The 12253-nt window shown below is 59.2% G+C and carries 14 protein-coding genes; 6 read left to right on the top strand and 8 right to left on the bottom strand.

The features are described from left to right. Window positions 1-25: 25 nt before the first annotated feature. Both BZL43_RS27065 and BZL43_RS27060 read right to left on the bottom strand, forming a co-directional pair. Window positions 26-505, bottom strand: coding sequence for a VOC family protein (locus tag BZL43_RS27065; protein WP_095635114.1), 480 nt, complete (start codon window positions 503-505; stop codon window positions 26-28). A 107-nt stretch (window positions 506-612) separates the two neighbouring features. Then, window positions 613-912 (bottom strand): hypothetical protein, encoded by a 300-nt coding sequence (locus BZL43_RS27060; RefSeq protein WP_095635113.1) that lies wholly within the window; start codon window positions 910-912, stop codon window positions 613-615. A 132-nt stretch (window positions 913-1044) separates the two neighbouring features. Here BZL43_RS27060 and BZL43_RS27055 point away from each other — a divergent pair, with 132 nt between their 5' ends. The 3 genes from BZL43_RS27055 (at window position 1045) to BZL43_RS27045 (ending at window position 3646) form a co-directional block, all read left to right on the top strand. Next, window positions 1045-1437 carry a GFA family protein gene (locus BZL43_RS27055; protein ID WP_095635112.1) on the top strand — a complete coding sequence of 131 codons (393 nt, stop codon included), beginning with the start codon at window positions 1045-1047 and terminating at the stop codon, window positions 1435-1437. A 300-nt stretch (window positions 1438-1737) separates the two neighbouring features. Next, complete coding sequence (locus BZL43_RS27050; protein ID WP_095635111.1) at window positions 1738-2997, top strand: molybdopterin-dependent oxidoreductase; 1260 nt, start codon at window positions 1738-1740, stop codon at window positions 2995-2997. Window positions 2998-3007: 10 nt separating this feature from the next. Further along, entirely contained in the window at window positions 3008-3646 is a 639-nt protein-coding gene (locus BZL43_RS27045) for a c-type cytochrome (protein ID WP_095635110.1), read from the top strand. Between the two features lie 63 nt (window positions 3647-3709). On the opposite strand, the gene BZL43_RS27040 is transcribed toward BZL43_RS27045, so the two are convergent. The 6 genes from BZL43_RS27040 to BZL43_RS27015 all read right to left on the bottom strand — a co-directional run bounded on the left by BZL43_RS27040 (window position 3710) and on the right by BZL43_RS27015 (window position 8228). Further along, window positions 3710-4195 carry a cupin domain-containing protein gene (locus tag BZL43_RS27040; protein WP_095635212.1) on the bottom strand — a complete coding sequence of 162 codons (486 nt, stop codon included), beginning with the start codon at window positions 4193-4195 and terminating at the stop codon, window positions 3710-3712. A gap of 257 nt (window positions 4196-4452) precedes the next feature. Further along, window positions 4453-4914: an arsenic resistance N-acetyltransferase ArsN2 gene (gene arsN2 / locus BZL43_RS27035; protein WP_256582922.1), complete on the bottom strand. Its 462-nt coding sequence runs from the start codon at window positions 4912-4914 to the stop codon at window positions 4453-4455. Between the two features lie 53 nt (window positions 4915-4967). Continuing rightward, complete coding sequence (locus BZL43_RS27030; RefSeq protein WP_095635108.1) at window positions 4968-6155, bottom strand: MFS transporter; 1188 nt, start codon at window positions 6153-6155, stop codon at window positions 4968-4970. A gap of 63 nt (window positions 6156-6218) precedes the next feature. Further along, window positions 6219-6917, bottom strand: a complete 699-nt coding sequence (locus BZL43_RS27025) for a dienelactone hydrolase family protein (protein ID WP_095635107.1) — start codon at window positions 6915-6917, stop codon at window positions 6219-6221. 47 nt (window positions 6918-6964) lie between these two features. Continuing rightward, on the bottom strand, window positions 6965-7480 hold the full coding sequence (locus tag BZL43_RS27020; RefSeq protein WP_095635106.1) for a DoxX family protein: 516 nt from the start codon (window positions 7478-7480) through the stop codon (window positions 6965-6967). A 118-nt stretch (window positions 7481-7598) separates the two neighbouring features. Continuing rightward, entirely contained in the window at window positions 7599-8228 is a 630-nt protein-coding gene (locus BZL43_RS27015; protein ID WP_095635105.1) for a ferric reductase-like transmembrane domain-containing protein, read from the bottom strand. A gap of 229 nt (window positions 8229-8457) precedes the next feature. Between BZL43_RS27015 and glsB the strand changes: the two genes are divergently transcribed. The 3 genes from glsB to BZL43_RS27000 all read left to right on the top strand — a co-directional run bounded on the left by glsB (window position 8458) and on the right by BZL43_RS27000 (window position 12132). Next, window positions 8458-9366, top strand: coding sequence for a glutaminase B (gene glsB / locus BZL43_RS27010; protein ID WP_095635104.1), 909 nt, complete (start codon window positions 8458-8460; stop codon window positions 9364-9366). Between the two features lie 75 nt (window positions 9367-9441). Then, entirely contained in the window at window positions 9442-10566 is a 1125-nt protein-coding gene (locus tag BZL43_RS27005) for a DUF3616 domain-containing protein (RefSeq protein ID WP_095635103.1), read from the top strand. Window positions 10567-10629: 63 nt separating this feature from the next. Continuing rightward, window positions 10630-12132: an aldehyde dehydrogenase family protein gene (locus tag BZL43_RS27000; RefSeq protein WP_095635102.1), complete on the top strand. Its 1503-nt coding sequence runs from the start codon at window positions 10630-10632 to the stop codon at window positions 12130-12132. The last annotated feature ends 121 nt before the right edge of the window (window positions 12133-12253 follow it).

Genomic DNA, 12253 nt, shown 5'->3' with positions numbered 1-12253 from the left:
CAGTATGGCAGGGCTACAGCGCCGGTTAACCTTTCAAAGCCGCTTCAATCGCAGCAATGTCGATTTTGCCCATCCCCATCATGGCGTCGAACGCACGCTTGGCCGCCGCCGGATCAGGATTGGCTATCGCGGCGGTCAGCACGCGTGGCGTGATCTGCCACGACAGTCCCCACTTGTCCTTGCACCAGCCGCATACATTTTCCTGACCGCCGTTTCCGATGATCGCGTTCCACAAGCGGTCGGTTTCGGCCTGGTCGTCGGTCGCAACCTGGAACGAGAAAGCCTCGTTGTGCTTGATCTCCGGCCCGCCGTTCAGCCCCAGACAAGGGATACCCATCACCGTGAACTCTACCGTCAAGACATCGCCCTGTTTGCCCGCCGGATAGTCGCCGGGCGCACGAAGGACAGTGCCCACGTCACTGTCGGGAAATGTCTGGGCGTAGAACGTTGCGGCATCCAGTGCGGTGCCGTCGTACCAGAGACAGATCGTGTTTTTGCTGATCATTTTGACTCTCCAGAATTGGCAGGTTGTTCAGTGCCCTCGGTTATGACCGATAGATGTTGTTCAGACGATTGACCGCGAACGGAATGGACCGTTTCGATGACGCTCTATTAATTTTTGCACTCCGACAACACCACCTGGCAGGTGTTGGGCGTACCCCCGGATCGACCGGCATAGCGGATGCAATTATCCATGGATTTTTTGCGAGCCATGCTCAAGGTATCGCCCCACGCCAGGCCGCCCTCGCCGGCAGTGGGGATCGCTTTTGCGTAGCAGTTCGAGCCCATCGTTGAGGCTGAATAGCGCGCCGTGGCAGCGTTGCCTGCACATCCCGCCGTCAGCGCCAGGTTGATCGCGAGCAGGGAGGGCATAACCCATGACGAACACTGGCGCGCTGTTTTTCCGGTCATCCCGTTTCCCCTGAGGTTAGAGGCTGTTTGTGCTGGTGCTCTACTCAGATTAGTCGACCCATGGCCGTGGCTTCGCTACTCTTTTCACAGTTTGCAACGTCGCAACCGTCGCTTGATCAGAGGAGACGCAGCATGGACCGATTCACCGGCGGTTGCCTGTGCGGCAACGTCCGAATCGAGGCGTCGGGACACCCATACCGGGTGGGTGTTTGTCACTGTCTCGATTGCCGCAAACATCATGGCGCGCTGTTTCACGCCTCCGCGATATTCCCTCAGGATGCGGTGACGATCGAGGGCGAAACACGCGACTATGCCGGGCGGTTTTTCTGTCCCCGCTGCGGCTCGTCCGTGTTCGCCCGCACCGGCGATGAAATCGAAGTGAACCTGGGCTCCCTGGATGCCCCTGACCAACTGACACCCACCTACGAAAGCTGGATCGTGCGTCGCGAATCCTGGTTGCCGCCGTTTCCGCTGACGCGACGATACGAGCGCGATCGTGACGCCACGGGGCGCTTTGAAGAGTAGGTCGCCCGAACGGTTCCGCTTGCAGCACGCTGGTCGCTTGCGCCGTCTCGCTCCGCGACGCTGCGCTAGCAGCCTCCAAGCCAGCGTGAAGGGCGTTCAGTTACCGCTTCGCCTCTGTCATCAAATGTTAAATCACTGACGCTCAATGAAAAGCAGTCGATTGGCGCGTGACAATACTGACTTACTCACCGACGGTGAACAGTTAAGCGAAATTCCACTTACACATTAAATCCGATGCCTCTCTGCCTTGATGGGAGGCTGTCAGTTGCATCTCAGTAAAACAATCATAGAGCGTGCAGAATGAAGTTCAGTTTTGTAGATAACAGCGAGCCGAGCCGCCGACGCATTCTACGCGATGCCTTCACTCTGGCTTTGGCGGCCTCTCCATTGGCAAGCCTCGCCAAGGCCGCCGACGAAACCAAGGCGGCCGACGAAAACGCCGAAGAAGTCACCTTCGCTGCTGGCCCGCGGCCGCTGGTGCGATACCCGCAAAAACGACCGTTGACCCTGGTGACCACTCGGCCACCGCATCTGGAGACCCCATTCTCTGTCTTCAACCAGGGGCCCATTACGCCGAATGACGCCTTTTTCGTGCGTTACCACCTGCCCGATTTCCCTACCAGCATCGATCCGGACAACTACCGTTTGACGATCAAGGGCTCCGTCAACACGCCGCTGTCACTGTCGCTTGCAGAACTCAAGGCCCTCGCTGAACCGGTCGAGGTGGTGGCCGTGAATCAGTGTTCGGGGAATAGCCGTGGCTTCTCGATGCCACGCGTGTTCGGCGCTCAGTTGGGCAACGGTTCAATGGGTAATGCCCGCTGGGTGGGGGTGTCGCTCAAGGCGGTACTGGAAAAGGCGGGGGTGAAAGCCGACGCCAGGCAAGCGACATTCCGTGGGCTCGATAGGCCAGTGCTGCCGAGCACGCCAGAGTTCATCAAGGCCCTGGACATCGGTCATGCCATGGATGGCGGGCCTATGATCGCCTGGTCGATGAACGGCACCGACCTGCCATTCCTCAACGGTTACCCGATACGTCTGGTGGTGCCAGGTTATTTCGGTACGTATTGGGTCAAGCACCTGAGTGAGATCGAAGTCGTCAACCACACCTATGACGGTTTCTTCATGGCTAAAGGCTACCGCGTTCCGGATAACGATTGTTATTGCATCGCCCCAGGGACCACTGCGGCGCAGACTCAGCCGATTTCCAGGTTGCCAGTGCGCAGTTTCATCACCAGCGTCAAACACGGCGATGTGCTGCCGCTGAAAAAAAGCGTGGTGCTCAAGGGCATTGCGTTCGACGGCGGCGTTGGGGTCAACAAGGTGGAAATATCGATCGATGGCGGCAAAAGTTGGCGCGAAGCCAGGCTTGGGCAGGATCTTGGTCGTTTCTCCTTCCGTGAATGGATGCTACCGATCACCTTTACCAGTAAGGGCGCCACACAGTTGATGGTGCGAGCCAGTAACAGGGCGGGCGAGACGCAACCGATGCAAGCCGACTGGAACCCCGGTGGCTACCGCCGCAACGTGGTAGAAACCAGCCACGTGACCGTCGCCTGAGGGGGCCCGCATGAAATATATGACCACCTTGCTGTGCGCGGCTCAGGTTTTTTTGGCTGCCATGGCTAGCGCGGCGCCACTATCGATCACGTTGCCGCCCGAAACGGCTGCGTTCAAGCCCAGTGCGCTGCCTGGCTACTCGTTGGCCCAGCAGAAATGTTCCACCTGCCACTCAGCCGATTACATCAACTTCCAGCCTCCTGGCATGACCCTGGCTCAGTGGACGGGTGAAGCGAGCAAGATGCAGCACGTGTACGGTGCTCCGATCAGCGATCAGGATGTGAAGATTATCGGCGCCTACCTTGCGGTGACCTACGGGAGTGCCCATGCGAGCGATGCCGATGTGCAGGCTGCTTCGAACCCGTCGGCGGACCAACCCCCGGCGGCGTCTGTGGCAAAAGTCGATGCCATGGCCTTGTTCCAGAGCAACGCCTGCCTGTCGTGCCACGCGATCGATCATAAGGTCGTAGGCCCGGCCTTTCACGATGTCGCTGCCAAGTATGCCAATGACCCGCAGGCACTGGCCAAGGTAACGTCCAGCATTCAGCGCGGTGGTGCCGGCAAATGGGGAAATATCCCAATGCCGCCTTTTGCGCAGCTAAGCCCGGACGATCTGCAAACCCTGGCAACTTTCATCCTGGACCAGTAACCAACCTTTACGGCCAGGCGATCTGCTGCATCCTCGCCGCCATCTTCATCGCGCAGGCCGCGCTCACTGCATTGTTTTGTTCCTGGGATCGTCCGCCGGGTTGAGGTAAGTGATTCCCCAAGGTCCTGTGCCGTGGAGTTGAAGCACGGTTTCCTGTTCGCGACTGGCGCCGTACATCGACGTGCCGACAGGAATGATGAGGGTGTCACCCGGATGATAGGCCTTGGCCCGTGCCGGATCGAAGGTGTCTCCGGTGGCGAAGTAGAAGGTGCCCGAGATAACGGTTACGCGTTCGGTCACGGGATGGGTATGCACGCCGATTTTTGTATTGGCCGGCAGCTTCAAGCGCAGGGTGAAGGGCTCGGCGGCTTTCAGGTCACCTTCAATCACGGCAATCATGGCGCCGGGGCCCACTGCCGGCGCAGGTTTCCAGTTGAGTCCGGATGAGGTGGCGGCAATAAAACCCGCTTCCTCGGCCAGGGCGGTCAATGTCAGAAAGGCAGGGCTGAGCAAGGCCAACAAAACAGCGGCCGCTTTGTGGGCAGTCATCATGGTTTCCTCATGTCTGGGGGCCTCAACGCACAGGCGCAGAGCCTGTGCAATCAAGTCATATACGTTGACGGTAGCCGAATGCCGGATCGCGGATATACCCATTGTGAACCAGTGCTATAACGCATAAGCATGAATGTATGCTGGCCTGAGGTTGAAAGGGTCGATGAGAAGGCGTTGAAAGCGCTGATTCGAGCGGCGGTAGCGCTTAACTCGTCGCTGTGAACGGCTGACTGCAAAGAGTTATCAAGAAAAGCCTATAGAGTTTTTCGTAGATAGCGCGCCGACGCAGGACACAGGTGCTTGAACTGGGCTGTCTGGCTGATGACGACAGGCGCTTTACCTCTATCGAGCAATTCATAGCCATTGGCTGCGAAAAAACCAGCCGCGCTTTGGGTCAGCAAGTGAAGCCGGACTGCGCCTTGGGCGATTGCACAGTGTTCCAGTTCAGACAACACGGCTTTACCCAGCCCCTCGCCACGACGAGTCTCACAAACGATCAGTGAACGAAGCAACAGATCCGCGCCAGAACCTTCCAGCCCTCCATAAGCAACCCGGCTTCCATCCACCTCGAAGCGGAAAAACTGCAGCCCCGGTTCTCCGACATCATCGCAGGGCAATCCTGCTTCGCTCAAAGACTCACGGAGCTGATGCAAACCGCTTGGCCCTACCTTCATCATCTGCATCGTTTGCTCCATTAAGATGTTTTTGGCACTCAAATTACTGGCTCGATCCTGGCGCTTTCCGGGCTCAGGTTAGCGGCTGCGATGGACTAAGGCTTGCGCAACAGAAGCAACAACAGCGCCGCAGCCGCCAGGCCCGCCCCGACGATGAATGTGCTGGCCGAGCCCGAGATTTCCCACAGCGCACCGGCAAGCACACTGGCGATCAACAGGCACACGCCGCTGATCAGGTTGAACAGGCCGAACGCCGTACCCCTGAGGTGTTCCGGTGCGGTGTCGGCGATCAGCGTCGCCAGAATGCCTTGGCTGAAGCCCATGTGCAGGCCCCACAGGGCCACGCCCGCCAGCATGCTCATGATTGAATCCGCTTGCGCCAATAACAGGTCCGCCAGGATCAGCAGGACGATGCCGATGCATAGCACTTTGGTGCGGCTGATCCGGTCGGACAACCAGCCGGCAGGGTAGGCGGATACGGCATAAAGCAGCGACATGACCACCATCACCATCGGCACCCAAGTGGCCGTCAGCCCTGTTTGCTGTGCTTTCAATACCAAAAAGGCTTCACTGAAACGGGCCAGTGTGAAAAGCCCGCCGATGATCACCACCCACCAATAATCGCGCGAGAAATCCCGCAGGACTTTCCAGTGGATAGGCGAGCGGAAGGCGCCTTCGCCAGCGACAGTGGTCGGCTCTTTGACCCCGCCGATAATCAGCGCCACCGATATCACCGCCGGAATCACCGCGAACCACAACACCAGATGGATCTGCCCGAGCCAGAGCATCAGGATAATGGCCAGAACCGGACCCAGAATGGCGCCCACGGTGTCCATCGATTGGCGCAAACCAAAACAGGCGCCACGGATTTCGGCCGGTGCGATATCGGCGACCAGGGCATCTCGCGGCGCGCCACGAATGCCTTTGCCGATGCGATCCAGAAAACGCGCGGTGAACACCACCTCCACCGATTGCGCGAGGGGGAAAAGCGGTTTCGACAACGCCGCCAGTCCATAGCCCATCAACAGCAAGCCTTTACGCCGGCCGATAAAGTCGCTGATGGCGCCGGAGAAGATCTTGGTCAGCATTGCGATCGCTTCGGCGATGCCCTCGATCACCCCGACAGTCAACGCGCTCGCGCCCAAGGTCGTGACCAGAAATATCGGCAGCAGGCTGTGCACCAGTTCTGAAGACAGGTCCATGAACAGGCTGACAAAACCCAAGGCCCAGACCGTGGAGGGGATGCGTACTGAAGCCGGTCTGGGTTTCGAGAGGTTGTCCATGCAGGTTTCCGGGATTGAATGCTCACCGATCGTTTATGTCGCCAACCCCCTTTAAAGGAGCCCTTAAAGGTTTTGACTCAAAAAGAGCAACGTATTGCCATGGGCCTCGACCGCCGCCCGCTGGTTATAGCTGTCACGGTGCGAACAATTGAAGCCATGTTCGGCCCCCGGATAGACCTGGATATCGACATCGTCGTTGAACTCGAAACGCTCGGCGATTTGCTTCACGGCGTCGATGGGAATGTGGCTGTCCTGTTCACCGAAGTGCATCAGCACCGGCACCTTGATTTCATCGGCTCGATCCAGCTGGTTCTGAATGCCGCCGCCGTAGTAGGCGATCGCCACATCGACAAAACCGTTGGCCGCGGTGTTGTACGACAGCATGCCGCCAAAACAGAAGCCAATGGAGGCGATTTTTCCATCCAGCCCCGGCTGTGCTTTCAGGGCGTCGATGGCCAGTTTGATGTCGGCTTGCGCTTTTTGGGTATCGGTGGCGTTCATCAGCTCGACGGCGCGTTTCCAGCCGGTTTCGTCGTAGCCCAGTTCGATGCGGTGGCCGTGGCGCCAGAACAGATCCGGCGCGATGACCAGGTAGCCGTCGGCGGCATATTGCTCGGCGACCGAGCGAATGTGCTCGTTGACGCCGAAGATTTCCTGAATCAGCACAATCCCCGGACCTTTGCGGGTATGGGGAATGGCCAGGTAAGCGCCGAATGTGCCCTCACTGCTGGTGATTTCGATCCATTGGGTGGTCACGCTCATGATGGCTCCTTTACATAAGTTGGGTGAGGTATCGAGACGCTGGCGGATCAGCGGTGACTGTGCCGCCAGAAGTATCGAGCCAACAGCGCGTCGACGCTGAGCTTACCGGCCCCCGAGAGCAACAACGGCAGGAGGGCTGCGAGATAGATCAGCGGCAGTTTGAAATTGCCGTGGCCTTTATTGCTGATGGCATAGCCCTGGACAAGTTCACTCAATGTAGACCAATCGGCCGGCCAGTGAACGGCAGCGGTCGCAACGATCGTGACCACGGTCAGGATAATCGCCGAGACCCGCGTCCCCAGGCCCGCCAGCAGGGCAAAGGCGCAGATCAATTCGGCCCACATTGCCAGTTCCCAATTCAGCGTGGCGGGAACGTGGTTGAAGGGGAACGGGAAGCGGTGCTGGATGTCGGCGAACCAGTTCTGGCCGTTCCATTTTTCCAGGCCTGACTCGAAAAACTCCCAGGCCAGAAATACTCGCAACGTCAGGGGCGCGATCCAGCTGCCGAGACGGTCGAGGTTCAGGTGCAGGCTTTTGAGGGCTGATGAGAGGGGGGTATTCATGGGCTTGAGCTCCGGGATTTGATCGACAGGTGCATTCATTGTGGGAGCGGCCTTTTGTGGCAAGCCCCCTTGCCACAAAAGCCCGCTCCCACAGGGGAATGTTGGTGTTGTTGAGGTTTCATTCGGTCAATAACGCATGCCTCGTTGACCGTTTGTACTTCAACGCAATCTTGCCCAGCAGCCGAACGACGATGGCCGAGAACATCAGGCCGAACGGCAATACATACCAGGCGCTCAGGGGGATGCGTTTGAAGTTGGAATAGGTGAATACCGCTGCAATCACCCACATGCCGCTGACATGCAGGGCTTTCCAGGCTTTGGGGCCGATCAGCCGCGCCGTGGTTTTGAACGAGGTCAGCGCCATCAGCACAATGAACAGATAACCCACCGAGCCCGGAATGTTGCCGACCGTGGTACGGCCGGGCCAGAACTCGGGGTTCAGTTGGCCGTAGCTATAGATCAGCAGGGCATGTACCAGGTGGGAAAACGCAAAGGCCAGACCGATGAAGCGTCGTTCACGCACTAGCGATCGAGTGAAAGGCGAGGGCACCAGCACAGCGACGGCGGAGGCCGTGAACGCCGCCAGAAACAGCACAAACGACGTGCGTGCGGTGGCGCGAATGGCACTGCGCGTGGCCTCTACCAGGTCCGGATTCAGCAGCAGAATCAGACCGGTCATCAACAACACCAGCAGGGACAGCAGGCCAAACAGCGACCAGCCGTGGTAACGGGGAATTTGGGTCATCATGACAACTCTCCTGAGCAAGAGCCGACCCGGTTTTGCAAGCGGTCGGCGGACGGCAGGAGTTTTTCAACCCGATGTGTGGGCGGTATGTCCGAAAGCGCGCCCGGTGCAAGTTCATGTATCCCGGGCCTGGACAGATACATTCCCGTACAAAACTGTGATTCAGCCCCGATCAGTGGCGTCTAGCGACAGTGTCCCCGCAATCCCATGGGGCGAGACTTCGGAACCCGGCATGCAAGCGCTGTTGAACGAGATCCTTGACGCAGTCCGACCGTTGATCGGTCAGGGCAAAGTGGCTGACTACATTCCCGCCCTCGGCACCGTGCCGGCCAATCAGTTGGGCATTGCCGTGTATGGCAATGACGGTGAGTTGTTTTGTGCCGGCGACGCCGACACGCCGTTTTCGGTGCAGAGTATTTCCAAGGTCTTCAGCCTGGTGCAGGCCATCGACCATTCCGGTGAGGCGATTTGGCAACGTCTGGGCCACGAGCCGTCCGGGCAGCCGTTCAACTCGCTGGTGCAACTGGAGTTCGAACGCGGACGCCCGCGCAATCCCTTCATCAACGCCGGTGCGCTGGTGATCTGCGACATCAACCAGTCCCGTTTTGCCGCGCCGGCGTTGTCGATGCGCGATTTTGTCCGGCGCTTGTCCGGCAACCCGAATGTCATGGTGGACGGCAAGGTTGCCGAATCGGAATACCAGCACCGCGCGCGTAACGCGGCCATGGCGTATCTGATGCAATCGTTCGGTAACTTTCATAACGACGTCGAAGCCGTGCTGCGCAGCTACTTCAGCCATTGCGCGTTGCGCATGAGTTGCGTGGATCTGGCCCGCACGTTCTGCTTTCTGGCCAACGACGGTTTCTGCAAGCACAGCGGCGCCCAGATTCTCAGCGCTCGCCAGACCCAGCAAGTCAACTCGATCATGGCCACCAGTGGGCTGTACGACGAAGCCGGCAATTTTGCCTATCGTGTCGGCCTGCCGGGCAAGAGCGGCGTGGGTGGCGGGATTGTCGCCGTAGTGCCGGGGCAATTCACGGTGTGCGTCTGGTCCCCGGAATTAAACACTGCCGGCAACTCCCTCGCCGGCATGGCGGCGCTGGAGTTGTTAAGTCAGCGGATTGGCTGGTCGGTGTTCTGATGGCCTGTCTTGACTAGCGCCCGATGACCGCTACCGTGAAGCAGGCATTCTTTCACTCAAGGGGCGGGTGACTTCATGGCGAATTTCGGTTCCGGGCTTCTAGTCTTCAACGATCCGGACACTCATATGCGCAAAGGCTTGTCTGCCGTGGTCCAGATAGGCGACACCCTTTGGGTTGCCAATGATGAATCCTTGAGCCTGGAGCGCTTTACCTTGCGTGAGCGCGTCGGTGCGGGCGAGTTTCTGTTCGATCAGCACAAACAATTCCCGTTGGCGTCCCTGTTGACGCTGCCGGTCATCCCGACGATTGGCGAAGCATGCGTTGAGGCAGACCTGGAAGGCATGAGCTACGACCGCGACACGGGGTATCTCTGGATGGTGGGGTCTCACAGCCTGAAACGGAAAAAACCTGATAGCTCCAAGTCCCCGAAGAAAAACGCCGAGCGCCTGGCAACGGTCAGCTGCGATGGCAATCGTTTTCTCCTGGCCCGGATTCCGGTGGTCGAAGAAAACGGGACGTTCACGTTGGTGAAGAGCACCGTCAGTGATGATCGAGTCGCCGCTCAATTGTCCGGCGATCAACTGGGTAATGAATTGCTCGACGCACTCAAGGACGACGAGCATGTCGGGGCATTTCTGCACATTCCCGGCAAGGACAACGGGTTCGATACCGAAGGTCTCGAGGTCAATGGCAAGCGGGTTTTTATCGGGTTGCGAGGGCCTGTGCTGCGGGGCTGGACCATTATTCTGGAGATCGAACCCCAAGCCCATCCCAAGACCGCCCACACGCTGAGGCTGAAAAAAATCGGGCCCAAGGGGCGCAAATACCGAAAGCATTTTCTCCAGTTGGGCGGGCTCGGCGTCAGGGATTTGTGCATCGATGGCGACGACATGCTGATTCTGGCCGGGCCGACGATGAACCTCGACGGGCCAGTCAGCGTATTTCGATGGCTCGACGGTGCCAGCCCAACAGAGGAAGGTTTTGTCTTCAGCGAACAATTGACGCCGGTTCTGGAGGTTCCTTACGGGCAAGGAAAAGATAAAGGACGCGATCATGCCGAGGGACTGACCTTTATCAGCGCCGCAGGCGTAGAAGAGCCCTTGCTGCTGGTGGTCTATGACGCGAACGCCGGATGGCGCAAACAGGGGAGCAATCGCCTGGAGCAAGATGTATTTCGCCTGGCAAAAAAGCCCCGGTGAATGACGCTTGACGGATTTTCCTATACATTTTCTGGCCGCTCTCCTGCATGGTGAAACCGTTTCATGTCTCTTGCGCTCGAACGTCTAGTCGCTGGCACGCCAATCCCTTTTGCCGGTAATCGTGTCACTGTCGTCAGCCCCGAACTGGCGGCGCGCTTTCAGCCCGGCGACCATCTGCTGGTGGAGCAGGTCAGCGGCGAATTGTTGCTGATTCCAGTGGCCGACCAGCAAGCGGCCGCGGTCGCCATCGAGCGCGCCGAATCGGCATTCGCTGCAATGTCCGGCGTCCCGGATCAGGCCATCAGCGAGTTCTTCGATCATTTTGCTCAACGCCTCGAAAACCCGGAATGCTGGGCTCTGATTGCAGCCGCCAACCTGGCCGACATCGAACGGGCCAAGGCGCGCGGGCGTTCCACCACGCGGTTGCTGGCCGATGAACGCATGCGCGGCGACATGATCGCCGGCCTGCGGGCCTGGCGCGATGCCCCGGCCACCCGTGGCAAAGTCGTGAGCTGCGTCGAGCACGACGGCTGGAAAGTCGAGCAAGTGGTCTCGCCGCTGGGCATTGTCGCGTTCGTGTTCGAAGGCCGACCGAATGTCTTTGCCGATGCCGCTGGTGTATTGCGCACGGGCAACACCGCGGTGCTGCGCATTGGTAGCGATGCATTGGGCACTGCCCAGGCCATCGTCACCCACGCATTGAATCCGGCATTGGCCGACGCCGGCTTGCCGACCGGTGCGGTTTCGCTGGTGGAAAGCGTCAATCACGCCGCCGGTTGGGCAATGTTCGCCGACCGCCGCCTGTCATTAGCGGTGGCCCGTGGCTCAGGACGGGCAGTCAGCCAGTTGGGCAGCATCGCGCAACAGGCCGGCACCGCCGTCAGCTTGCACGGCACCGGCGGCGCGTGGCTGATCGCCGACCAACACGCCGATGCCCGGCGCTTTGCCGCCGTGGTGCGCAATTCACTGGACCGCAAAGTCTGCAACACCCTTAACGTCTGCCTGATCCACCGCGACCGTGCCGCTGAGCTGGTGCCGCTGTTTCTCGACGCACTGCAACAGGCCGGCACCGCTCGGGGCCAGGGTTGCAAGTTGCATATCGTCGAGGGGAGCGAGCAGCACTTGCCAAGTGATTGGCAAACCGCGAGCGTCGAGGTGTACCGCGCCGACGGCTATCAGACCGAAGCGTTGGCCGAACCGCTGCCCGAGGACCAATTGGGTCGCGAGTGGGAGTGGGAAGAAACCCCGGAAGTCAGCTTGAAAATCGTCGACGACCTGGAGCAGGCCATCATCCTGTTCAATCGCTACAGCCCGCAATTCACTGTGTCGCTGATCAGTGAAGATGCCCCGGCGCAGGAGCGTTTCTACAACGCGGTCAACGCGCCTTTTGTTGGCAACGGGATTACTCGCTGGGTCGATGGCCAGTACGCACTGAACAAGCCGGAACTGGGGCTTTCGAACTGGGAGAGTGGCCGCCTGTTTGCACGCAGCGCGATTCTTTCGGGCGATGGCGTGTTCACCATCCGAAGCCGCATGACCCAGACGAGTCTGTCGGTCAAACGCTGAGACGTAAGCCGCGCAAACCCGCAAACCTAATGAAATGGCTACCCCCGCCTCCCCCCCTGTGATCGCCCACTAAGCTTTCACCGGGGGCTCATCGGAGATCATTGCCATGAACAACGTAGCT

Source organism: Pseudomonas sp. PICF141 (assembly GCF_002286815.1).
In the GTDB taxonomy this organism is placed as follows: Bacteria; Pseudomonadota; Gammaproteobacteria; order Pseudomonadales; family Pseudomonadaceae; genus Aquipseudomonas.
Note: the sequence above shows the minus strand (reverse complement) of the source record. Positions and strands in the feature narration are given on the sequence as shown.

Coding starts and splice junctions, on each gene's coding strand:
- BZL43_RS27045 (WP_095635110.1), top strand. CDS start 3,008: ATGAAATATATGACCACCTTGCTGTGCGCGGCTCAGGTTTTTTTGGCT.
- BZL43_RS27015 (WP_095635105.1), bottom strand. CDS start 8,228: ATGATGACCCAAATTCCCCGTTACCACGGCTGGTCGCTGTTTGGCCTG.
- BZL43_RS27025 (WP_095635107.1), bottom strand. CDS start 6,917: ATGAGCGTGACCACCCAATGGATCGAAATCACCAGCAGTGAGGGCACA.
- BZL43_RS27055 (WP_095635112.1), top strand. CDS start 1,045: ATGGACCGATTCACCGGCGGTTGCCTGTGCGGCAACGTCCGAATCGAG.
- BZL43_RS27020 (WP_095635106.1), bottom strand. CDS start 7,480: ATGAATACCCCCCTCTCATCAGCCCTCAAAAGCCTGCACCTGAACCTC.
- glsB (WP_095635104.1), top strand. CDS start 8,458: ATGCAAGCGCTGTTGAACGAGATCCTTGACGCAGTCCGACCGTTGATC.
- BZL43_RS27065 (WP_095635114.1), bottom strand. CDS start 505: ATGATCAGCAAAAACACGATCTGTCTCTGGTACGACGGCACCGCACTG.
- BZL43_RS27060 (WP_095635113.1), bottom strand. CDS start 912: ATGACCGGAAAAACAGCGCGCCAGTGTTCGTCATGGGTTATGCCCTCC.
- BZL43_RS27030 (WP_095635108.1), bottom strand. CDS start 6,155: ATGGACAACCTCTCGAAACCCAGACCGGCTTCAGTACGCATCCCCTCC.
- BZL43_RS27005 (WP_095635103.1), top strand. CDS start 9,442: ATGGCGAATTTCGGTTCCGGGCTTCTAGTCTTCAACGATCCGGACACT.
- BZL43_RS27000 (WP_095635102.1), top strand. CDS start 10,630: ATGTCTCTTGCGCTCGAACGTCTAGTCGCTGGCACGCCAATCCCTTTT.
- BZL43_RS27050 (WP_095635111.1), top strand. CDS start 1,738: ATGAAGTTCAGTTTTGTAGATAACAGCGAGCCGAGCCGCCGACGCATT.
- BZL43_RS27040 (WP_095635212.1), bottom strand. CDS start 4,195: ATGACTGCCCACAAAGCGGCCGCTGTTTTGTTGGCCTTGCTCAGCCCT.